18 protein-coding genes are annotated in these 22,505 nt (G+C 73.6%); 9 read left to right on the top strand and 9 right to left on the bottom strand.

The genetic code is table 11. From position 1 onward, the window contains the following. Positions 1-6: 6 nt before the first annotated feature. The 3 genes from tilS to dacB all read right to left on the bottom strand — a co-directional run bounded on the left by tilS (position 7) and on the right by dacB (position 3,847). Positions 7-1,005 carry a tRNA lysidine(34) synthetase TilS gene (tilS, locus tag ACZ6QQ_RS13745; RefSeq protein ID WP_465876379.1) on the bottom strand — a complete coding sequence of 333 codons (999 nt, stop codon included), beginning with the start codon at positions 1,003-1,005 and terminating at the stop codon, positions 7-9. 10 nt (positions 1,006-1,015) lie between these two features. Beyond that, positions 1,016-2,086 carry a zinc-dependent metalloprotease gene (locus ACZ6QQ_RS13740; RefSeq protein WP_465876377.1) on the bottom strand — a complete coding sequence of 357 codons (1,071 nt, stop codon included), beginning with the start codon at positions 2,084-2,086 and terminating at the stop codon, positions 1,016-1,018. Between the two features lie 75 nt (positions 2,087-2,161). After that, positions 2,162-3,847 carry a D-alanyl-D-alanine carboxypeptidase/D-alanyl-D-alanine endopeptidase gene (dacB, locus tag ACZ6QQ_RS13735; protein WP_465876788.1) on the bottom strand — a complete coding sequence of 562 codons (1,686 nt, stop codon included), beginning with the start codon at positions 3,845-3,847 and terminating at the stop codon, positions 2,162-2,164. 608 nt (positions 3,848-4,455) lie between these two features. Between dacB and ACZ6QQ_RS13730 the strand changes: the two genes are divergently transcribed. Then, positions 4,456-4,965, top strand: coding sequence for an inorganic diphosphatase (locus tag ACZ6QQ_RS13730; protein WP_326561590.1), 510 nt, complete (start codon positions 4,456-4,458; stop codon positions 4,963-4,965). A gap of 62 nt (positions 4,966-5,027) precedes the next feature. Here the strand turns inward: ACZ6QQ_RS13730 and eccD are convergent, their stop codons facing one another. Beyond that, a complete protein-coding gene (gene eccD, locus ACZ6QQ_RS13725) occupies positions 5,028-6,455 on the bottom strand; it encodes a type VII secretion integral membrane protein EccD (RefSeq protein WP_465876376.1) in 1,428 nt (475 codons plus the stop codon). A 113-nt stretch (positions 6,456-6,568) separates the two neighbouring features. Here eccD and eccCa point away from each other — a divergent pair, with 113 nt between their 5' ends. From eccCa to ACZ6QQ_RS13710, 3 genes are all read left to right on the top strand, one after another. Beyond that, positions 6,569-10,579 (top strand): type VII secretion protein EccCa, encoded by a 4,011-nt coding sequence (gene eccCa, locus ACZ6QQ_RS13720; protein WP_465876374.1) that lies wholly within the window; start codon positions 6,569-6,571, stop codon positions 10,577-10,579. 153 nt (positions 10,580-10,732) lie between these two features. Further along, positions 10,733-12,088, top strand: a complete 1,356-nt coding sequence (gene mycP / locus ACZ6QQ_RS13715; RefSeq protein ID WP_465876787.1) for a type VII secretion-associated serine protease mycosin — start codon at positions 10,733-10,735, stop codon at positions 12,086-12,088. 35 nt (positions 12,089-12,123) lie between these two features. Then, entirely contained in the window at positions 12,124-12,663 is a 540-nt protein-coding gene (locus tag ACZ6QQ_RS13710; protein WP_465876372.1) for a GNAT family N-acetyltransferase, read from the top strand. A gap of 28 nt (positions 12,664-12,691) precedes the next feature. On the opposite strand, the gene ACZ6QQ_RS13705 is transcribed toward ACZ6QQ_RS13710, so the two are convergent. The 5 genes from ACZ6QQ_RS13705 to ACZ6QQ_RS13685 all read right to left on the bottom strand — a co-directional run bounded on the left by ACZ6QQ_RS13705 (position 12,692) and on the right by ACZ6QQ_RS13685 (position 17,289). After that, positions 12,692-13,870 (bottom strand): MarP family serine protease, encoded by a 1,179-nt coding sequence (locus ACZ6QQ_RS13705; RefSeq protein ID WP_465876371.1) that lies wholly within the window; start codon positions 13,868-13,870, stop codon positions 12,692-12,694. A 73-nt stretch (positions 13,871-13,943) separates the two neighbouring features. Continuing rightward, complete coding sequence (locus ACZ6QQ_RS13700; protein WP_465876370.1) at positions 13,944-14,663, bottom strand: NUDIX hydrolase; 720 nt, start codon at positions 14,661-14,663, stop codon at positions 13,944-13,946. Next, on the bottom strand, positions 14,660-15,262 hold the full coding sequence (locus ACZ6QQ_RS13695) for a TlpA family protein disulfide reductase (protein WP_465876368.1): 603 nt from the start codon (positions 15,260-15,262) through the stop codon (positions 14,660-14,662). Before ACZ6QQ_RS13695 ends, ACZ6QQ_RS13700 begins: the two co-directional genes overlap by 4 nt. Continuing rightward, a complete protein-coding gene (gene nth / locus ACZ6QQ_RS13690; RefSeq protein WP_465876367.1) occupies positions 15,259-16,065 on the bottom strand; it encodes an endonuclease III in 807 nt (268 codons plus the stop codon). The genes ACZ6QQ_RS13695 and nth overlap by 4 nt, the downstream gene beginning before the upstream one ends. A 24-nt stretch (positions 16,066-16,089) precedes the next feature. After that, positions 16,090-17,289 carry a CapA family protein gene (locus ACZ6QQ_RS13685; protein WP_465876366.1) on the bottom strand — a complete coding sequence of 400 codons (1,200 nt, stop codon included), beginning with the start codon at positions 17,287-17,289 and terminating at the stop codon, positions 16,090-16,092. A 326-nt stretch (positions 17,290-17,615) separates the two neighbouring features. Here ACZ6QQ_RS13685 and ACZ6QQ_RS13680 point away from each other — a divergent pair, with 326 nt between their 5' ends. The 5 genes from ACZ6QQ_RS13680 (at position 17,616) to ACZ6QQ_RS13660 (ending at position 22,454) form a co-directional block, all read left to right on the top strand. Then, a complete protein-coding gene (locus ACZ6QQ_RS13680; RefSeq protein WP_326561599.1) occupies positions 17,616-18,293 on the top strand; it encodes a Crp/Fnr family transcriptional regulator in 678 nt (225 codons plus the stop codon). A 109-nt stretch (positions 18,294-18,402) separates the two neighbouring features. Continuing rightward, entirely contained in the window at positions 18,403-19,152 is a 750-nt protein-coding gene (locus ACZ6QQ_RS13675; RefSeq protein ID WP_465876364.1) for a metallophosphoesterase family protein, read from the top strand. Positions 19,153-19,213: 61 nt separating this feature from the next. Continuing rightward, positions 19,214-19,867, top strand: coding sequence for a TetR/AcrR family transcriptional regulator (locus tag ACZ6QQ_RS13670; protein ID WP_465876363.1), 654 nt, complete (start codon positions 19,214-19,216; stop codon positions 19,865-19,867). Continuing rightward, positions 19,855-20,721, top strand: coding sequence for a TIGR03084 family metal-binding protein (locus tag ACZ6QQ_RS13665; protein ID WP_465876362.1), 867 nt, complete (start codon positions 19,855-19,857; stop codon positions 20,719-20,721). The genes ACZ6QQ_RS13670 and ACZ6QQ_RS13665 overlap by 13 nt, the downstream gene beginning before the upstream one ends. Then, complete coding sequence (locus tag ACZ6QQ_RS13660) at positions 20,718-22,454, top strand: acyclic terpene utilization AtuA family protein (protein ID WP_465876360.1); 1,737 nt, start codon at positions 20,718-20,720, stop codon at positions 22,452-22,454. Before ACZ6QQ_RS13665 ends, ACZ6QQ_RS13660 begins: the two co-directional genes overlap by 4 nt. The last annotated feature ends 51 nt before the right edge of the window (positions 22,455-22,505 follow it).

Raw genomic sequence — 22,505 nt, 5'->3', positions numbered from 1 at the left:
CCCTGTCTACCCCCTGCCCAGAGTGTCACCGCGTCGGGCCACCGTTATTGCCCCCGGCAGGTGCACCGGGCCCTGCCCGTGCCAGTCGGTGAGCAGCGCGTCGAGGGCGGCCACGTGCCGGGCGGAGAGCGCGGCCGGCGGTACGCCGAGCTCCAGCGCCCACCGGTGCAGCACCCGCGTACGCACCGCCACCGGCAACCCGACCAGCTCCGGCACCGCCAACCGTCCGCCGTTGTCCGCGGACGGGTCCGCCCGCGCGGCGGACAGCGCGCTGACGGCCAGCCCGTCCAGTACGGCGGTGTCCTCGGCGACCAGTCGCGCGGTCCGGGCCAGGTTCGCCACCACACCGGGCCCGAGGGCGGCGACCAGGGCCGGCATCAGGTCGGACCGGACCCGGGCGCGGGCGTAGCCGGGATCGGTGTTGTGCGGGTCCTCCCACGGGCTCAGCCCGAGCGCAGCGCACGCCTTGCGGGTCTGCTCCCGGTCCACGTCGAGCAGCGGTCGGAGCAGTGTGACCCCGTCCAGTTCCCGCCGGACCGGCATCCCGGACAGGCCGTGCGGCCCGGCTCCCCGGGCGAGCGCGAGCAGCACCGTTTCGGCCTGGTCGTCCCTGGTGTGCCCGAGCAGCACCTCCGCCGCGTCGTAGCGCCGGGCTACCTCGACCAGTGCCTGGTAGCGGGCCTGCCGGGCGGCCGCCTCGGGCCCACCCGGACGGCCGGCGACCTCCACCGTCGCCACCTCGACCGGGGCGAGTCCCGCCTCGGTCGCCCACCCGGCCACCGCCAGGGCACGTTGCGCCGAGCCGGGCTGGAGACCGTGGTCGACCGTGACCAGCCCGGCGGTCAGCCCCAGCCGGGGGGCGACGAAGGCGACGGCGGCGGCCAGGGCCAGCGAGTCGGCGCCGCCGGAGCAGGCGACCAGGATCGGGCCGGGTGGGCGTACCCCGGTCAGGGCCGCGCGGACGGCAGCCCGGACGGCCGCGACCGGCGGGGCGAGCGCGGCCACCGTGGTCGGGTCAGCCGGCGGCCGGCGAGCGGCCGGCCGCGCCGTGCACCCGCGCCACCCAGGCGTCCGGGTCGGCGAGTTCCTCCAGCCGGGGCAGGGTCAGCGGTGAGCTGAAGACCCGGTTGAAGCCCTCCATGCCGACCCGGTCCACCACGCCGTGGACGAACTTGCGGCCCTCGGCGTACTGGCGCATCTTCACGTCCACACCGAGCAGTTTGCGGATCGCCTTCTCCAGCGGGTTGCCCGACTCGCGACGACGGTTGAACTTGGACCGGATCCGCTCGACGCTCGGTATCACCTCCGGGCCGACGCCGTCCATCACGAACTCCGCGTGCCCTTCGAGCAGGGTCATCAGCGCGGTCAGCCGGTCCAGCACGGCCCGCTGGCCGGGCGTCTGCACGATGTCCAGCACGCTCGCCCGGCTGTCCGGGTTGCGGACCGAGTCGGCCAGCGTCGCCACCCCCCGGCGCAGCCGGTCGGTGAAGTGCTCGCCCCCGGCCTGGGAGGCGTCGACGAACGCCTGCACCTCGCCGAGGAAGTGGCCGCGCATCCACGGCACGGCGGTGAACTGGGTCCGGTGGGTCACCTCGTGCAGGCAGACCCAGAGCCGGAAGTCGCGGGGTTCCGCCTCCAGCTTCCGTTCCACCTCGACGATGTTCGGTGCGACCAGGAGCAGCTGACCGGGGTCGGCGGAGAAGACCTCATATTGGCCGAGCACCCGGCCGGAGAGGTAGGCGAGCACGGTCCCGGCCTGCACCCCGGTCAGGCGGGAGCCGATCGCGTCGCTGATCGCGCCCGGCTGCTTGTCACCGGAGAGCCGGTTCACCAGCGGGGTGATCACCTCACGCAGGCCGGCGATGTTGGTCGCGGCCCAGTCCCGGCGGTCGACCACCCGCACCGGCGGGTGCGCGACCTGGGACCGCAGCCCGGTGTACGCGACCACGTGTCCCGCCGCCTCGTCGGTGAGCTGCCGCAGGTCGGCGACGACCTCGGTGGCCTCGTCGTACGAGACCTTCGGTCCCGACTTTCCCAGCGCGCCCGCGGTGGCGGCGGCCAGATCCCAGTCCACGAACTGCGCCATGGCACCCACCGTACCCGCGCCCGCACAACCGCACCCTTGTCGTACGCGGATGGGTTCGGTGCCCGTGCCCCGTCGTCAGCCGCAACCGCAGGCGGCGAGGGCGGCGGCGATCCGGTCCAGCGGCGGCTGCGCCTGTTCGAGCCCGACCGGCACCTGATCGGCGAGTACGGCGAACGCCAGCAACCGGCCCTGTGCCGTGGTCACCACACCGGCGATGGCGTGCACACCGGTGAGCGTGCCGGTCTTCGCCCGGACCACCCCGACGGCGGCGCTCGCGGCCTGGTTGCCGAACCGTTCGGTGAGGGTGCCGGACCAGCCGGCCACCGGCAGTCCGGCGAAGATCCCGGCCAGTTCGGGTCGGGTCCCGTCGGCGGCCAAAGCCAGTACGTCGGTGAGCAGTTCCGGACTGATCCGGTTGTTCCGGGACAGGCCGCTGCCGTCGCTCAGGGTGCTCTGGTCGGCGGCGAGTTTCAGGTCGGCCACCACGGCGTCCATCGCGGCGGCGGCGCCGTCGAACGAGGCCGGCTGGTTGCGGGCCAACGCCACCTGCCGGGCCAGCGCCTCGGCGACCACGTTGTCACTGTCGGCCAGCATGAACTCGACCAGTCGACCCATCGGCGGCGACTCGACCCGGCCCAGTTCGGTGCCGGGGGTAACGGTGGCCCCGGTGCCGACACCGGCGGAGGGGTCGGTGGCCGGGGCGCCGGTGGCCGAAGAGGCGACGGCCGGGACGCCGGTGGCCGAGGGATCGGCGGGCGGGGCGCTCGCATCGGCCGGGTTCGTACCGGCCGGGGCGCTACCCCGGGCCACCGCGTTCACGACGGCCGTCGGCGCTCCCAGCGCCTTGGCGAAGGCGCGGCCGGCGGCCACGTCCGGGTTGTCGTACCGGGTGGCGCCCTTGACGATGTCCCTGGGGTCGATCCGGGCGCCGTCGGTCATCAGCGCCGTGATCGGCGACGCGAAGCCGCCGGTCGGGATGTCGTCGTCCCAGCCGGGGCCGTAGACCGGCTTCGGGAACAGGGACGCGTCGACGGTGACCCTGGTCGGCACGGCCCCGCCCAGGGCCGCTTTCACCAGGGCGGCGAGCTGGTCGAGCCGGCCCGCGCCGGGGTAACTGCCGGTGGCGTTGATCGCGAGCGTCGGGTCACCGCCGCCGACCAGCACCACCTCGCCCGGCGCCGCCCCGGCGACCACCCTCGTCGGGATCCGGTACGCCGGGCCACGGGTGGCCAGCACGGTCGCCGCGGTGATCAGCTTGGTGGTCGAGGCGGGCACGGTCGGGGTCTGCGGACCCTGCCCGTAGAGCAGTTCACGGGTGGCCACGTCGACCACGGCGACGTGCACCGAGGGTCCCAGCACGTCCGCACCGACCAGCGGTTCGAGCACCGCCCGCAGGCCGTCCGGGGTGGGGGTGGGCGCGCCGGTCCCGAAGGCGGCGAGCACGGCACCGGGTGCCGGCTCGGGCGGGTCGGCGCTGACCGTCGGCGTGGGTTCGGCCCGTCCCAGCCAGCCGGCGACCGGCCCCGGCTTGACCAGGACCACCCCGGCGGTGGCGAGGGCCAGCGCGAGCACGACGCCGAGCCCGACCAGCAGCCCGCTCCGGCGCCGGGCCGGCGGGGTCGGTGCCGGCGGCGTGACCGGAGCCGGCGGATCGGCCGCCGGGGGTGCCGGCGGCACGGGCGCCCGCCCCGATCCACCGTCCTCCGGGGAGCGCATGGCCGGCACGGTCGCCCGGCCCGGTCCGCCGCCGGGCGGTGGCATCGGCTGGGCCGTGTCCCGCCCCGGTCCGGCACCGCCCGGTGGCGGCATGACCTGGGCCGTGCCCCGGCCCGGTCCGCCGCCGTCCGGTGGCGTCGGGCGGACGGTCGGGTACTGGGCCGACGGGTAGGTGGTGCCGGACGGGCGGGCGGCGGGCGGCACGGTCGCCCGAGCCGCCGGTGGGCCGGGAGGGTGCAACTGCGGCGTCCCGGCGCCGGGCGGGACCGGCCGCGCCGACCCCGACGCCGTCGGCGGTCCCGGACGGTACGGGCCCGCCGGCGGTGCCCCGTCATGGTTCGGGGCGGGCGGCGGTACGCTCGCCCGGCCCGGCGTCGCCCGACCGCTCGGCACCCGTGGGTCTGCCGGCGGCTGATGGGGTAGTGGCTGCTCGGGCCAGGAGGGCCCGGCCGGTGGTGGCTCGTTCACCCACCCCGAGTGTGAATCTTCACTCTCCACCGGCCCCTCCTCCCAATCAGTAAATGGCTCTAGGTGACACTACTTCCGTCCGAACACTATGCGGCGCCCGGATCAAGCGAGTGGGACAACACTCCTCCCGGTACACGCCGCCTAGATTCCGTTAGCCAGCGTCGGCGAACGAGGGAGCGTGGAAGATGGATTTCGACGTCACGGTTGAGATCCCGAAGGGTCACCGCAACAAATACGAGGTCGACCACGCGACCGGCCGGATCCGGCTGGACCGTACCCTCTTCACCTCGACCCAGTACCCGGCGGACTACGGCTTCATCGAGGGCACCCTCGGTGAGGATGGCGACCCGCTCGACGCGTTGGTGCTGGTACCCGAGCCGACCTTCCCGGGTTGCCTGATCCGCTGCCGGACCATCGGCATGTTCCGGATGACGGACGAGAAGGGCGGCGACGACAAGGTCCTCTGCGTTCCCTACGAGGACCCGCGCCAGGAGCACCTGCGCGACATCCACCACCTGGGCGAGTTCGACCGGCTGGAGATCCAGCACTTCTTCGAGGTCTACAAGGACCTCGAACCGGGCAAGTCGGTCGAGGGCGCCACCTGGGTCGGGCGCACCGAGGCCGAGGCGGAGATCCGGGCGTCGTACCGGCGCCAGCAGGAGGCCGTGGAGCGCGGCGAGGGCCTGCCGCACTGATCGGGCACGAGGACTGAGCACCACCGAACCCGCCGGCCGGACTCCGACCGGCGGGTTTCGTCTCAGCCGAGCAGGCCGCGTACCTGGCTGTAGAGGCCGAGGACGGCGCAGGCCACCGGCACCACCGAGACCACCATCAGGGTGTCGACCAGGTCGGCGGCCCGACCGAGGTACGGCGAGGGCACGCGGGTCGCGTACGTCGCACCCGCCGCCACGGTCACCAGTGCGAGCACCAGCCCGGCCCCGGTCAGCAGCAGCAGACCGTCGGCACCGGAGCGGGTGACCAGCGCCAGCCCGAGCACCACGAAGCCGAGGATGCCGGCGGTGGTCAACGGCAGCCGCTGACGGAACGTGACGAACAGCCGGGAGCGCAGCAGCAGCGCCGCCGCGGCGACCGCCACCAGGAGCCGGCCGGCGAAGCCCCCGGCGAGCACGAGCAGCCCGGACGCCACCGTGGCGAGCACGGCGTGCCCGATCAGCATCCCGGTCAGCAGCTCCTCGGTCCGGGCGACGGCGGCGAAGACCCGCTGCCGCTCCGGCCGCTCCCGGGCTCCTTCGAGGGCACCACCGGCGGCGGTGAAGCCCTCCGAGCCGTCGGTGCCGGCCGGCAGGGTGATCGGCGGCATCGGCAGCTTGCCGAACCGGATCGCCAGCAGCGGCAGCACCCCGATCCCGCAGACCAGCACCGAGAGCAGGATCGCGGCGGCACCACCGGCGTCGAGCACGAACCCGGCCAGTGCGGTCAACGCACCGAGCAGGCCGACCGTCGCCCCCGCCGCGAAGACCCGCAACCCGGCGGCCACCCCGACCGCCCCGAGTACGGCGACCAGCAGCACCGCCACCGAGCCGGCCAACGCCTCCGGCGCACCGAGCCAGCGCACCGGGGCGAGCACCCCGGCCGGATCCCCGGAGGCGATCAGCATGGCGCCGCCGAGGAACGCGTACGGCAGGGCGTAACCGCCCAGCGCGGCACCGGCCGGGGCGTCCCCGTACGCGCGCGAGGCCACCACCCCGGCGAGCGCGAGCAGGACGGCGATGACGAGGGCGGCGATCGCGGCACCGCGCGCCCCCGGCCCACCGGCCAGTACGGCGTGCAGCCCGACGGTGAGCAGGGCGCCCGCCCCGGCGAGGCTGGCCGCCCGGGTGGCCGCCCCGGACCAGGCGGCGCCCCGGCGTCGGGCCCCGTCGGCGATCGCCTCGACCACGTCGTCGTACTCCAGTTCGGGCCACTGCGCCCGAGCGGGTACGAGGTGCAGCACGTCGCCGTCGCGTACGCCCTGGGGTAGCAGGGCCTGGCCGGCGACCAGCGCGGCGCCGTCGGTACGCCGCAGCACCCAGCCGCCGTGGCGTTCGCCGTCGTCGGCGAGCCCGTCACCGGCGTGTCGCAGCACCTCGGGCAGCAGCTCGGCGAGCGGGAGGTGTTCGGGCAGGGCGACGTCGACCCGGCGTTGGGGCGCGCTGATGGTGACCCGGGCGAGGCCGCTACTCATCGACTTTCCTCCATCACCGGACGGTCACGGCTGCGCAGACGACCGCACTTTACCTACCATGGGCCGGGCTTGGACGACCGAGCATCATCAGGGGGAGATCGGATGAGCGGCGCATGAGCACAGTGGTCATCAAGCGGCCGCCTCGGCGGCCGGCACCGGAGATCCCCACGGGCGAGCTGCCGGTCGACCCGCCGCCGGAGATCCCGGCCGCCACCGGTGGCCGGATGCAGCAGCTGATGATGGTGCTGCCGATGCTCGGCGGCTCGGTCGCGATGGCGATGATGTTCGGGCGCGGCGGTGGCGCGTACTCCTACGTGGTCGGCGCGATGTTCGGCGTGTCGTCGCTGGCGATGCTCGCCTCCTCGTGGGGCAGCGCCTCCGGCACGCCGAAGAAGGCCGAGATGATGGCGGCCCGGCGGGAGTACCTGCGGCACCTGGCGACCCTGCGCCGCAGGGTCCGGGAGACCGCCGGCAAGCAGCGCGCCGGCCTGTTCTACCGGCACCCCGACCCGGCCCGGCTCTGGTCCACGGTGGGCAGTCACCGGGTGTGGGAGCGCCGCCCCGGTGACCCGGACTTCGGCGTGGTCCGGGTCGCGGTCGGCCCGCAGACCCTGGCGACGCCGCTGATCCCGCCGGTGACCCGGCCGCTGGAGGACCTGGAGCCGATGACCGCCGGTGCGCTGCGCCGGTTCCTGGACGCGTACGCGGTGGTGCCGGACCTGCCGGTGGCGCTCTCCCTGCGCGCGTTCGCCCGGGTCTTCGTCCGCGGTGAGGTCAACCGGGTCGAACTCGGTCGCCCCGAGCTGGGCTGGACCGACTCGGGCCGGATCGACCCCGGCACCGGGGCCGAGGGGCCGCAGGCCCTGGCGCGGGCGATGCTGACCCAGCTCGCCGTCTTCCACGCCCCGGACGAGTTGCTGATCGCGGTCTGCGCCGGACCGGAACGCCGGGCACTGTGGGAGTGGCTGAAGTGGCTGCCGCACGCCCAGCACCCGGACCGCTCCGACGCCCTCGGCCCGGTACGCCTCGTCGCCAGCTCCGCCGTCGAACTCGAAAGCCTGCTGGAGGACGTGCTCGGCAACCGGTCCCGGTTCAGTCCCGCCGGACCGGCGACCGACGGGCCGCACGTGGTGGTCGTCCTCGACGGGGGTGACCTGACCGGGGCCGCCGCGTTGGTCAGCGACGGTGGCATCGACGCGGTGACGATCGTCGACCTGGACAGCCCGCCGCCCCGACTGCTGGACCGGTCCATGCTGGTCCTGGAGGTGCGCGGCGGCCGGCTGAACACGTACACGATGGACGGGCAGGCCGAGGTCGGCACCCCGGACCGGCTGACCGTGGTCGAGGCGGAGGCGGTCGCCCGACGACTCGCCCCGCTGCGGCTCGCGGCGGCCGGCAAGGGCGGCGCCGACACCCCGCTCAACGCCGAGATGGGCCTGGCCGACCTGCTCGGCATCGGCGACCCGGACAACTTCACCACCGCCCAGGGCTGGGCGCCGCGACCCGGCCGGGACCGGCTGCGGGTGCCGATCGGGGTCGCCGGTGACGGCGGCGCGATCGAACTGGACCTGAAGGAGTCGGCGCAGGACGGCATGGGCCCGCACGGGCTGCTGATCGGCGCCACCGGCTCGGGCAAGTCGGAGCTGCTGCGTACGCTCGTGCTCGGGCTGGCCGCGACGCACTCGTCCGAGGCGCTGAACTTCGTCCTGGTCGACTTCAAGGGCGGCGCCACCTTCTCCTCCCTGGACCGGCTGCCGCACACCGCCGCCGTGATCACCAACCTGGCCGACGAGCTGCCGCTGGTCGACCGGATGGTGGACGCGATCAACGGCGAGCTGATCCGCCGGCAGGAACTGCTCCGCCGGGCCGGCAACTTCGCCAGCCTGCGTGACTACGAGAAGGCCCGGGGCGGAGGAGCCGCGCTCGCCCCGCTGCCGTCGCTGCTGATCATCTGTGACGAGTTCTCCGAACTGCTCTCCGCCAAGCCCGACTTCATCGACCTCTTCGTCCAGATCGGCCGGCTGGGCCGGTCGCTCGGCGTACACCTGCTGCTGGCGTCGCAGCGGCTGGAGGAGGGGCGGCTGCGCGGGCTGGACACGCACCTGTCGTACCGGATCGGGTTGCGGACGTTCTCCGCCCTGGAGTCGCGCGCCGTGCTCGGCGTCCCGGACGCGTACGAGCTGCCCCGCTCACCGGGGCACGGCTACCTGAAGTTCGGCACCGAACCACTGGTCCGGTTCAAGGCCGCGTACGTCTCCGGCTCGTTCCGCCGCGCCGGGCTCGGCGGTGCCGGCGGCGGCCAGTCCGGTGCGCCGCGCCTGCTGACGTACTCGACCCACTTCGTGCCGGTGCCGGACCCGGTGACCACCGCCGAGCCGGTGCCGCAGGAGGTGCCGGCCGGGCAGAGCCTGCTCGACGTGATGGTCTCCCGGCTGGTCGGCCAGGGCCCACCGGCGCACCAGGTGTGGCTGCCGCCGCTGGCCCAGGCACCCGCGCTGGACGAGCTGCTCGGCCCGGTCACCACCGACCCGGTGCGCGGGCTCACCTTCGGCAACCCGGAGCTGCACGGTGGTCTCCAGGTGCCGGTGGCGCTGATCGACAAGCCGTTCGAGCAGCGGCGGGACCTGCTCTGGCTGGCACTGGACTCGGCCGCCGGGCACGTCGCCGTCGTCGGCGGTCCGCAGAGCGGCAAGTCGACCCTGCTGCGGACGCTGATCTGCGGGCTGGCGCTCACCCACACCCCGGCCGAGGTGCAGATCTACTGCCTCGACTTCGGTGGCGGGGCACTGGCCGCACTGCGCGACCTGCCGCACGTCGGCGGGGTGGCGAGCCGGCTCGACACCGCAGCCGTACGGCGCACCATCGGCGAGATCTCGACCCTGCTCGCCGAGCGGGAGCGGCGCTTCGCCGACCTCGGGGTGGACTCGATGGTGGCGTACCGCAGGCGCCGGGCGGCCGGGGGCACCGGCGGCGGCACCGACCCGTTCGGGGACGTGTTCCTGGTCGTCGACGGCTGGCCGACCCTGCGCGGCGAGTACGACGACCTGGAGCCGATGATCACCGACCTGGCCACCCGTGGCCTGTCGTACGGCGTGCACGTGGTCGCCGCCGCGCCACGCTGGATGGACTTCCGGCCGGCGATCCGGGACCTGTTCGGTTCCCGCCTCGAACTGCGCCTCGGCGACCCGACCGACTCGATCGTCTCCCGGCGTGCCGCGGCGAACGTGCCGGAGAAGACGCCGGGGCGCGGCATCACCGCCGAGAGCCTGCACTTCCTGACCGCGCTGCCGGGACTGTCCAGCCTCGGTGGCGACACCCCGTCACTGGTCAAGGCGGTCGCCAGTGCGTGGTCCGGGGCGCCGGCTCCGCGCGTACGACTGCTTCCGCCGGTGTTGCCGTACACCGAGTTGGACCTGGCCGGGACGTCCGGCCTGCGGTTGCCGATCGGCATCTCCGAGGCGGACCTGCGGCCGGTCTCGATCGATTTCGCGACCGAGCCGCACTTCCTGCTCTTCGGTGACGCCGAGTGCGGCAAGTCGTCGTTCCTGCGGGCGCTGGCCACCTCGATCACCGGCCGGTTCACCCCGGAGCAGGCCCGGGTGATCCTGGTCGACTACCGGCGCAGCCTGCTCGGCACGATCCAGACCGAACACCTGATCGGGTACGGCACCGCCGCCGCCGCGACGGTCGAGTTGATCGAGTCGGCGGCCGGGTACATGTCTCGGCGCCTGCCCGGCCCGGACGTCACCCCGCAGCAGTTGAAGGACCGGTCGTGGTGGACCGGCCCGGAGCTGTTCGTGCTGGTCGACGACTACGACCTGGTCGCCACCGGCCCGGCGAACCCGCTGCGCCCGCTGGAGGAGTTCCTGCCGCAGGCCCGCGACATCGGCCTGCACCTGGTGCTGACCCGCCGGTCCGGTGGCGCGTCCCGGTCGCTCTACGAGCCGATCATCCAGCGGTTGCGCGAGCTCTCCTCGCCCGGCCTGGTGATGTCCGGCGACAAGGACGAGGGCGCGTTGGTCGGCGCGGTGCGCCCGTCGCCGATGCCGCCCGGCCGGGGTCGGCTGGTGACCCGCAAGGAGGGAGTGCGCCTGATCCAACTCGCCCATCTGCCCTCGGCCTGATCGATTCGTCGCGAACGCCCCGCCACCACAGTGAAAAGGGGTAACCTCCGTGGCATCACGTGTCCGCCGGGGTGAAATGGCCAAGCTGTGACAGGGCTGGTGTATCGAGACCATCGTGCCGGGCCACGGGCTGCCGTGGCGGCGCTGCTCGCCATGCTCGGGGTCGGGGTGACCCTGGCCGGCCCGGCCGTGGCGACGGCGGCTCCACCACCCCCCGACGGGGTCCTGCGGGCCCAGCCGGCGGCGCTGCCGATCCGGGCCGACTCGGTCCGCGACGAGCAGTGGCAGCTGGACGAGTTCAACGCGAAAGCACTGTGGAAGGTCTCCACCGGTAGGGACGTCACCGTCGCGGTGATCGACTCCGGGGTGGACGGCAGCCACCCGGACCTCGCCGGCCAGGTGCTGCCCGGACTCGACCTGGTGCAGCCGGGCGGCGACGGGCACACCGACCCGGTCGGCCACGGCACGACCGTGGCGGCGCTGATCGCCGGCCGCAACGACGACAGCCGGGGGGTCGCCGGACTCGCCCCGAACGCGAAGATCCTGCCGGTCCGGGTGCTCGACGCGGAGAACCGCTACGACGACGCGATGATCGTGGCGAAGGGCCTGCGCTGGGCGGTGGACAGTGGCGCGCGGGTGGTCAACCTGTCGCTCGGCGGCGCCGGCAACAGCCCGGCACTGGCCGCCGCGCTCGACTACGCGTTCGTCCGGGACGTGGTCGTCGTCGCCTGCACCGGCAACCGGGGCGTGTCCGCGTCGACCGACGTCTGGTACCCGGCCCGGGAGCCGGGCGTGGTCGCGGTCTCCGGCATGGAACGCGACACCGACGGGCTCTGGTCGGGTGCGATCAGCGGGCCGCAGACCGTACTGACGGCACCGGCGACCGGGCTGCTCGGCGCCGGCCGCGACGGCGGCTACTGGCGGGTCCAGGGGACCAGCTTCGCGGCCCCGCTGGTGACCGCCTCGGCGGCACTCGTCCGGTCGAAGTTCCCGCAGATGTCGGCCGGCGACGTGGTGAACCGGTTGACCCAGACCGCCCGTGACCTGGGCCCCGCCGGGCGGGACGACCGGTTCGGCTTCGGCCTGGTCGATCCGCTCGCCGCCCTGTCGAACCAGGTGGGCCCGGTGGCGAGCAATCCGCTCGACGACAACCTGTCGCCCGGCGAGGCCGGCTTCGGCCCGGCTCCGGGCGTGAACGCCGCGAGCGGGTCGGGCAGCCAGCAGACGGATCAGCTCAAGGTCAGCCCGCCGGGCAACCGGATGCGCTGGTCGGCGCACCCGGCCGGTGGGCTGGAGGGTTCCGCCGGGCAGCAGGGCGTCGTCTGGACCGGCACCGTGGTCCTGCTGGTCGTACTCACCGGCAGTGGGCTGCTGGTGAACCGGCTTCAGCACGCGCACGGCGTACGGAACCGCTGGTGGCGGCCGCGCCGGCAGGACGACGGGGTGGCGCAGGCACCGGCACCGCCGACCGGTGCCCGACCCGACGAGCGGTCGTCAGGGGAATCCTGACACCACCGGGCCGGTGTGCGGGCTACTGTTCGCCCGTGACGGAGATCGACACTGAGCGCCTGATCCTGCGCGACTGGCGCCGGTCCGACCTGGCGCCGTGGGCGGCGATGAACGCCGACCCCGAGGTCAGGGAGCATCTCGGCCCGGTGCTCGACGCCCACCAGGCCGCCGCCTCGATCGCCAGTTTCCAGGCCGACCTGGACCGCAACGGCTTCGGTTTCTGGGCGGTGGAGGTCCGGGCGACCGGGGAGTTCATCGGCTTCACCGGCCTGGACCCGGTCGACGAGGGAATGCCGTTCACCGGTGTCGAGGCCGGCTGGCGGCTGGCCCGTACGGCGTGGGGCCACGGGTACGCCACCGAGGCGGCCCGCGCCGTCCTGGCGTACGGCTTCGACACGGTCGGCCTGCCGGAGATCCTGGCGATCACCACGAAGACGAACCTGCGTTCCCAGGCGGTGATGCGCCGACTCGGGATGACCACCGATCCGGCGGACGACTTCGACGACCCGGAGTCGGACCCCGGCCCGTTGCGCCGCCAGGTGCTCTACCGCAAACGGCGCGATCCGCGGGGCTGATCCGCGCTGATCCCCGCAGGGGCGGCGGTCAGGTGCAGGCGCCGGTGTCGGTGGCCCTGGTCCGCTCGGTGCCGGCGGTCGCCGTCGACCTGGCCTCGTTCGCGGTCACCGCGAAGCCGGTGTTCGGGTCGTCCGCCGCCGCCGCGAAGATCACGCCGAGCACCTGGCCGTTCGGTGCGACCAGCGGCCCGCCGGAGTTTCCGCTGCGGACCAGCGCCCGGATCGTGTAGATCTCGCGGGTCACGTCCCCGGAGTCGTAGATGTTCGGCCCGGTGATCTTGCTGACGTCCCGGACCCGCGCCGACTGCGCGTTGTACGGCCCGTCGAGCGGGAACCCGAGCACGATCGCGTCGGCCTCGCTCGGCGCCTGCCGGGCCGCGAACGGCATCACCGGCGCCGAGAGCCCCGGCACGAAGATCACCGCCAGGTCCCGTTCCGGGTCGTAGACGACCACCCGCCCGTTGTGCCGGTCGCCGTCCAGCTCGACCGAGACCGACCGGGTCCCGGCGACCACGTGCGCGTTGGTCATCACCCGGTCCTCGGCGTACACGAAACCGGACCCCTCGATCCGGCGGGAACAGGCCGGCGCGGAGCCGAGCACCTTCACCACCGAACGCTGCCCGTTCACCACCACCTGCGACCCGGCCAGCGCCGGATCGGGCGGCGAGACCTCGCGGGCACGGGTCGGGGCCAGCCGGCCGAACGGATCCGGGAACCCGTTGGTGTCGACGGTCTCCCGGAACTGGTTCGACAGCGCCTGCGCCTGCTCCGGCAGCACCCGGTCGACCGCGTTGATCAGCGCACTGTGGCGTACGGCGCTGGCCACCCACGGCACGGACGACGAGCCGAGCGGGACCGCCACCAGCCAGGCCGCCAACAGCAGCGCGAACAGCGACACGAAGGCGCCACCGATGTCGTCGGCCTTGCGGCCCACCGGGCTGCTGATCGCGTGCCGCAGGTGCGAGCCGACCCAGCCGGAGAGGGTCTGGCCGAGCACCGCCAGGCCGAAGATCGTAATCAGCGCGACCAGGATGCGCATCGCCCCACCGTTGAACTGCTCCGCGAGCAGCGGGCCGAGTTGCAGCCCGATCAGCAGCCCGGTGAAGAACCCGGTGAGGGAGAGCGCCCCGATGACGAAGCCCTGCCGGTATCCGGTGATCGCGAACACCAGCATGAGCAGGATGAGGACCACATCCACCACCGACACGCCCCCAGCGTACGGGGACGGGGCCCGCCAGATGACAGGCCGCTCGCACAGACCCGTAATCGGCGCCCGAAAATCAGCGTCCGGGGACGACCTTCCCGCTTCCCGGGCCGGGCCCGGCGAGTTCCCCGTCGGTGCTCGCGTGGGGCGCCGGGGCGGCACCGACCGGTGGGAGTTCCACCACCCGGTCCTGCGGCCACGGACGGTCCCAGCCACCCATGCCGAGCAGGGCGGTGAGCACTCCGGCGGTAAAGCCCCAGACGAGCATGCCGCGGACCTGGAAGGCGGGACCGACCCAGCCGCTGGGGTGGCGGACGCGTACCCGGTTGGCCGGGTCGACGAGCTCGGCGATCGGTAGCCGGGCGACGTGGGCAACCTCACCCGGCTCCCGGGCGTGCACCGGGTGCGGCGCGTGCCACCAGCCGAGGATCGGGGTGACCACGAAGTCGCTCACCGGGATCCAGAGCGGTGGCAGTTGCGCCAGCACCGTCACGCTGGACCGGTCGAGGCCGACCTCCTCCTCCGCCTCCCGCAGGGCGGTCGCCGCCGCGTCGGCGTCACCGGGGTCGGCGGCACCGCCGGGGAAGGCGGCCTGGCCGGCGTGGTTGCGCATGGTCGCGGCCCGCTGGAGCACCAGTACGTCGGGCCCGTACGCCGGGTCCTCGCCGAGCAGCACCAGCACGGCGCTGGCCCGGCCACCGCTGGTCGGCGTACGCAGCCGGGTGAAGTCCTCGGTACGCGCGGTGCGTACCCGGCTGACCAGCGGTTCGCACCACGGGGGCAGTTGTCCGCTCATGCCGGGACCACCACCCCGAGGTGCTGCTCGACCAGGGTGGCGAGGGTGGCGTCGTCGAGTGCGCCGGAGATGTCCAGGTGCCGGATCCGCCCCTGCGCGTCCACGAAGACGGTCGCCGGCAGGCCGGGGGCGGCGATCCGGGTGCGCAGCTTCTCCCCGGGGTCGAACAGGGTCGGGAAGGTCAGGTCGAGTTCGGCGCCCAAGTCGCGCGCGTCGTCCCGGTCGTCGCGGGTGTCGACCCCGATGACGTGCAGTTGCCCGCCGGCCCGGTCGGCGAGCCGCTGGAAGGCGGGCAACTCCTTCCGGCACGGCCGGCACCAGGCGGCCCACAGGTTGATCACGGCCGGTCCGCGTACGGCGGCCAGCGACACCTCGGCGCCGCCGGTGAAGCAGGGCAACCCGATCTCCGGCAGCGGTTCGGTCGACCCGTCCGGTCGGCCGACCCCGGTGTCGGGTGCCGTGGCCGGTGGCGTGGTCAGTGCGGCGCAGTCGGCGAACGGTGCCGGCGGCTCGGGCTCGGGCGGGCCGGACGACCGGCCGCAGGCCGCGACGGTGACCAGCAGCAGGGGCAGGAGCAGCCCGGCGAGCGGACGTCTCACGGCGCCTCCGCGGCCACCGCCGTGGCCGGCACCAGCGCGGGGTCGAGCCCGGCCTGGATCGCGAGTTCGCGGGCGCGGGGCCCCTTGAGCAGCTTGGCGGCGGCTGCCGGCTCGGTCGGGCCGGTGCCGTACGAGGGGCAGAGCGGGGCCAGCGTGCAGGCGCCGCAGGCGGGCTTGCGGGCGTGGCAGACCCGCCGCCCGTGGAAGATCACCCGGTGCGAGAGCATCGTCCAGTCGCGCTTGTCGAAGAGCGCCCCGATCGCGTGTTCGATCTTCACCGGGTCGGTCTCGGTGGTCCACCTCCACCGGTGCACGAGCCGCTGGAAGTGGGTGTCGACGGTGATGCCCGGTACGCCGAACGCGTTGCCGAGGATGACGTTGGCCGTCTTGCGCCCGATTCCGGGCAGGGTCACCAGGTCGGTGAGCTTGCCGGGCACCCGGCCGTCGTACCGCTCGACCAGCGCGCGCCCGAGGTTGATCAGCGAGGTGGTCTTGTTCCGGAAGAAGCCGGTCTGCCGGATCAGGTCCTCGACCTCGGCCCGCTCGGCGCCGGCGTAGTCCTCGGCGGTCCGGTAGCGGGCGAAGAGCTTCGGCGTGACCTCGTTGACCTTCTTGTCGGTGGCCTGGGCGGAGAGGATGGTGGCCACCGCGAGTTGCAGCGGGCCGTCGTGGTCCAGCTCGCAGTGTGCGTCCGGGTGGGTCTCGGTCAGCACCCGGCCGATCCTGCGAGCCCTTCGCTTGCGGCCGAGATCGGTTTCGGCGACGGGAGTACGGCTCACGTCGGTCAGCCTACGTCGACCCACCGACTCTCCGGCCGGTCCCGCCGGTCAGACCGGCGCGCTGATCTTCCCCTCCGCGTCGAGTTTCGCCGCGGTGGCGTCGAAGTCGGCGCCGGAGAGGTCCTGGACCGCCTTGAGCCCGCGCTTCTGGGTGTCCACGGTCGGCTTGCCGGCGCTGTTCATGTACGTCGAGACGAACTCACCACCGGTGAAGGTGCCGTCGGCGGCGAGCGACACCTTGAGCACCCCGCCCCAGCCGAGCCGGCCGCTGTTGTTCAGCGCCCCGGCGCCGCCGGCGAAGTTGCCCAGGCTGTACGCGATCAGCCGGCCCTGGTAGAACTCCATCCCGCGCAGCACGTGCGGCCCGTGCCCGACGATCAGGTCGGCGCCCGCGTCGACCATCGCGTGGGAGAACTTGACCGGGTCGCCACGGTTCTCGCCGAGGAACATCTCGGTGCCCGGCTTGACGTGGGTCTTGTCGGTGCCCTCGCCACCCATGTGCACCTGGACGACCACCAGGTCGGCCTGGGTGGCGGCCTTCTTGACCACCTCGGCGCCGGCCGGGATGTCGACCAGGCTGTTGTTCCACGGGTACGACGAGAAGCCGACGACCGCGACCTTGACGCCCTTGACGTCCATCACGGTGATCTGGTCCGGTGCCCCGGTGTGGGCGAGGCCCTGCGCCTCCAGGTGCTTCTGGGTGTTGCGGTAGCCGGCGGCGCCGTAGTCGTAGCCGTGGTTGTTGGCCTGGTTCAGCAGCCCGAATCCGGCTTCCTTGAGGTGTACGGCGTACGACGGGGGGACCCGGAACTGGTGGCACTGGGTGGAGTCGGCCCCGCACTTGGAGGTGCCGGTGTCGTCCGTTATCGGCTCTTCCAGGTTTCCCATCACCAGGTCGGCGGCGAGTGCCTCCCGGACCGAGTCGAAGAAGCCCTTGCCGCCGTTGGCCGGCAGCCGGGCCGGGGCGTTGCCCATGACGATGTCGCCGGTGGCGGAGAGCGAGACGACCTGCGCCGTCGTCGGGACGGGGCTGGGCGACTCCGCGCCGGTGGCGCCGTCGCCGCCGGCCGGTTCGGACGACTGCCACCGGGACGGCTCGGGGTCGTCGCCGAGCAGGCGGGTGGCGGCCACCCCGGCCAGCCCGACACCGAGCAGGAGGGCCACGACCGCGCCGACCACGAGGACGAGTCGGCCGGGACCGCGGTGCCTGCGGTTCGGGCGGGGGGCGGGTTGGCTGCTGTCGTACATCGCTCGCGACGCTACATAACCTGTTCACCGGGCGGGTCGGCCGTTCGGCTCGGGAAAACCGGGCACCGGGCCCATCCGGGCTGTTCGACGGCTCGGTCAGCGGTCCCGACCTGCTCTATCGGGGCGGGTTGGCGGGGTCGGGTGGACGCAACCGCCTGGCGCGCGGATGATAGCCGCTGTCATGGTCGGACGGGTTACCGTGCCGGATCAAGTTTCCAGGGGTGCACCCCCGGATCCCGTTGACGTGCGCTTAGACTTGGCGGCGCGCGACGGATCATCGGCCGGCGGACCCGGCCGACGGAGGTGCGCGCAGTCGGAGGTGCGCGATGGACGAGGTACTGGCCCGCAGCGGGATCTTCCAGGGCGTAGACCCGGAAGCGGCCGAGGCGCTCGCCAAGGAGATGGAGACGATCGACGTCCGCAAGGGCGAAATCGTCTTTAACGAGGGCGAACCCGGTGACAGCCTCTATATCCTACTCACCGGCAAGATCAAGGTTGGTCGACGCGCCGCGGACGGCCGCCAGAATCTGATCGCCGTGATGGGTCCGTCGGACATGGTCGGGGAGCTGTCGCTCTTCGATCCGGGTCCGCGTACGGCCACGGCGACGGCGGTGACCGACACGAGGTTGGTCCGGCTGCGCAAGCAGGCCCTGCGGCCGTGGCTCAACAACCGGCCGGAGATCGCCGAGCAGTTGCTGCGGGTGCTCGCCCGCAGGCTGCGCCGGACGAACGACTCGCTGGCCGACCTGATCTTCACTGACGTACCGGGCCGGGTGGCGAAGAACCTGCTCCAGATGGCGGGCCGGTTCGGCACCCGCGACGGCGGGGTCCTGCGGGTCACCCACGACCTGACCCAGGAGGAGATCGCCCAGCTCGTCGGCGCCTCCCGGGAGACGGTGAACAAGGCACTGGCCGACTTCGCCTCGCGGGGCTGGCTGCGGCTCGACGGCAAGAGCATCATCATCCTCGACCCGGAGCGCCTGGCCCGACGCGCCCGCGTCTGAGCCGACCGGCAACGAGCGAGCAAGCGGGGGCGGCCACCGGCCACCCCCGCTTTCTGCTGCCCGCTAAACCCTCTCGACCCGGACCGTACGGCCGGGCGAGGCTGGACCGATGCCACAGACCATCGCCGTCCTCTCCGACATCCACGGCGTCCTGCCGGCGCTGGAAGCGGTGCTGGCCGAGCCGGACGTCCGCTCGGCCGACCGGATCGTGCTGACCGGTGACATCGCCGCCGGTCCGTTACCCGTGCCGACCCTGGACCTCCTGACCTCCCTCGGCGACCGGGTGACCTGGGTGCGCGGCAACGCCGACCGCGAGCTGGTCGAGCTGCGCGCCGGCCGGCAACCCTCGATCCCGGACCCGATCGCCCCGTGGGCCGCCGCCCAACTCCGCGACGACCAGGTGGAACTGCTGGCCGCGCTCCCCGAGACGGTGACGTTGCCGGTGGACGGGTTCGGCCCGGTGCTGTTCTGCCACGCCACCCCGCGCGACGACGAGGAGGTCGTGCTGGTCGACTCGCGGCTGGACCGGTGGACCGAGGTCTTCACCGGTCTGCCGGACGAGGTCGACACGATCGTCTGCGGCCACACCCACATGCCGTACGTCCGGCTCGCCCACCGTCGATTGGTGGTGAACCCCGGCAGCGTCGGGATGCCGTACGGGCGGGCCGGTGCGCACTGGGCGCTGCTCGGGCCGGGGGTGCAACTGCGGCGCACCGGGTACGACATCGAGGCGGCCTGTGTCCGGGTCGCCGCCGAGTCGACCTATCCGGAGGCCGCCACCTGGGCCGACTACTACCTGCACTCGCGGGCCAGCGACGCCGAGGCGCTGACCGTGTTCGGCCCCCGCGACGGCCGCTGACGTCCAGTATCAGAAAAAGTCAGGCTTGACTGTTTGTTTCCCCGGCGGGCACGCTGTCCCCGTGTCCACCCCCACCCGAGTGCCGCAACAGGAGCGCAGCCGCGCGACCCAGGCCCGGCTGCTCGAAGCCACGGTGGAATGCCTGGTCGAACACGGCTGGTCCGGCACCACCTCCACCGTGGTCGCCACCCGGGCCGGCGTCTCCCGAGGTGCCCAGCTGCACCACTACCCGACCAAGGCCGCCCTGGTCATGGCAGCGGTCGAGCACCTGGCCGAGCGCCGGGCCACGGAGATCCGGGCCGAAGCCGCCGCGCTGCCGTCCGGGCCGGACCGGCTCGACCGGGTGATCGACATGCTCGCGATCGCGTTCACCGGGCCACTCTTCGTCGCCGGCCTCGAACTCTGGCTCGCCGCCCGAACGGACCCGGAACTGCGCGACGCGCTGGTGCCGTTGGAGGCGCGGGTCGGCCGGGAGATGCACCGGCTCACCGTCGAACTGCTCGGCGCCGACGAACGCCGCCCCGGCGTACGCGAGTCGATCCAGGCCACCCTCGACCTGCTGCGCGGGCTCGGGGTGGCGAACCTGCTCTCCGACGACTCGGCCCGGCGTACGCCGCTGCTGGCCCTCTGGAAACGCCAACTCGCCACCATCGTCAACCCGCCGTCCCCCGGGGACACCCCGACAGCCGCAGCGGAGGCACCGTGGTCGACCTGAGCCAACTGCTGACCGACCTGACCGACGAATCGAGCGAGCTGGACGCGCTGGTCGCGCAACGGCCGGCGGTCGACTGGGCCGAGCCGACCCCGGCACCCGGCTGGACCATCGCCCACCACATCGCCCACCTGACCTGGACCGACCACGTGGCGCTGCTGGCCGCCACCGACGTACCGGCGTTCCACGCCTCGCTGGAGTACGCGGCGGCCGACCCCGGCGGTTTCGTCGACCGGGGCGCGAACGAGATCCTCGACCAGGTGATGGCCGGTGCGCCGGAGAAGCCGACCGACCCCAACAGCGCACCCGCCGCACTGCTCGACCGGTGGCGTACCGGCCGGGCCGCGCTCGCCGCCGCGCTGGCCGCCATCCCCACCGGCACCAGACTCCCCTGGTACGGCACCAGCATGTCGCCGGCCTCGCTGGCCACCGCCCGACTGATGGAAACCTTCGCGCACGGCCAGGACGTGGCCGACACGCTCGGCGTCGCCCGTACCCCGAGCGGGCGGCTGCGGCACGTGGCGCACCTGGGCTTCCGTACCCTCGGGCACAGCTTCGCCACCCACGGCCGGGCCGTGCCCGACGTGCCGGTCCGGGTCGAGCTGCGCGCCCCCGACGGTACCGAGTGGAGCTTCGGACCGGCCGACGCCGCGGACCGGGTGGCCGGGCCGGCGCTGGACTTCTGTCTGCTGGTCACCCAGCGTCGGCACCGCACCGACCTGTCCCTGGTGGCGACCGGTCCGGTGGCCGACGAGTGGCTGGACCTCGCCCAGGCGTTCGCCGGCCCGCCCGGCGCCGGCCGGGAACCGCGCGCCGGCCGCGACCGGGCGGCTCGCCGGGCCGGCGTCCCGTCATGAGTACGCCCACCGACCGGCACCTGTCGACGCAGGCCGGACCGCTGCGAATCGGCAACGCCTCCGGTTTCTACGGCGACCGGTTCGACGCCTGGCGGGAAATGCTCGACGGTGGTCGGCTCGACGTGCTCACCGGCGACTACCTGGCCGAGCTGACCATGCTGATCCTCGGCCGGGACCGGCTCCGGGACCCCGGCCTCGGCTACGCCCGCACCTTCCTGCGCCAGCTCGAATCCTGTCTGGGCAGTGCGGTGGAGCGCGGCGTCGCCCTCGTCACCAACGCCGGTGGCCTGAACCCGGCCGGACTCGCCGACGCGATCCGGACCCTCGCCGAACGGCTCGGTGTGCCGGTCGAGGTCGGGTACGTCATCGGCGACGCGGTCGACCGGCCGGACGCGTTGACGGCGAACGCGTACCTGGGTGCGTTCGGGATCGCGCGCTGCCTGGCGGGGGGCGCGAACATCGTGGTGACCGGCCGGGTCACCGACGCGTCGCTGGTCGTCGGCCCGGCGATCGCCCGGTTCGGCTGGACCCACGCGGATCTCGACCAGCTCGCCGGGGCCACCGTCGCCGGTCACCTGCTCGAATGCGGCGCGCAGGTCACCGGCGGAAACTTCAGCTTCTTCACCGAGCTGCCCGACGGTGGCCGCCGCCCCGGCTTCCCGGTCGCCGAGTTGCACGCCGACGGCTCCTCGGTCATCACCAAGCATCCCGGCACCGGCGGTGGTGTGACCCGGGAAACCGTTGTCGCGCAACTGCTCTACGAGATCGGTGGACCGGACTACCTCGGCCCGGACGTGGTGACCCGCCTCGACACGGTCAGGCTGACCGACGACGGCCCGGACCGGGTACACGTCACCGGCGTCCGGGGTCTGCCGCCACCGCCCACCCTCAAGGTCGGCGCCACCTCCCTCGGCGGCTACCGCAACACCGCCACGTTCGTCCTCTGTGGACTCGACATCGAGGCGAAGGCGGAACTCGTCCGTACCCAGCTCGTCGACGCGGTCGGCTCGACCGGGCTGGAGTTCACGCTCGCCCGTACCGACCATGCGGACGCGGTCGACACCGAGTCGGCCAGTGCGCTGCTGCACGTACACCTGCGCGACGCTGACCAGAAACGGGCCGGGCGGATGTTCTCGGCCGCCGCGATCGAACTGGCGCTCGCCTCCTACCCCGGTTGCACGCTGACCGGGGTGCCCGGCGACGCCACCCCGTACGGCGTCTTCACCGCCACCGACCTGCCGCAGCACGCGGTCGAACAGGTGGCCGTCCTCCCCGGCGGCGAACGGGTCACCATCCCACCCGCGCCCGTCACCGCCACCCCGCCGACCCGCATCGCGCCGCCGCCGCAGCCGTGGCGGGAGCCGGGCGAGGTGCGCCGGGCACCACTGGGGACGGTGGTCGGCGCGCGTTCCGGTGACAAGGGCGGCGACGCGAACCTCGGCGTCTGGGTACGGCCCGCCGAAGGCTACGGCTGGTTACGCGACTGGTTGACCGTCGCCCGGCTGCGGAAGCTGCTGCCGGAAACGGCCGACCTCGACGTGCAGCGGTACGAGCTGCCGAACCTGGCGGCGGTCAACTTCGTCATCCGGGGACTGCTCGGTGCCGGGGTGGCCGCGTCGACCCGGTTCGACCCGCAGGCGAAGGCGCTCGGCGAGCTGCTCCGGGCCCGGATCGTCGACCTGCCGGCCGATCTCCCGGCGCTCGCCGGCGCACGCCGAACGGGTACGCCATGACCTCGTCGGCGTGTCCCACTCGCACACACGTCCACCCGCTCGGGGTCCGTA

Source organism: Micromonospora sp. NPDC049529 (assembly GCF_055586685.1).
This window is presented reverse-complemented; position numbering and strand designations above follow the sequence as displayed.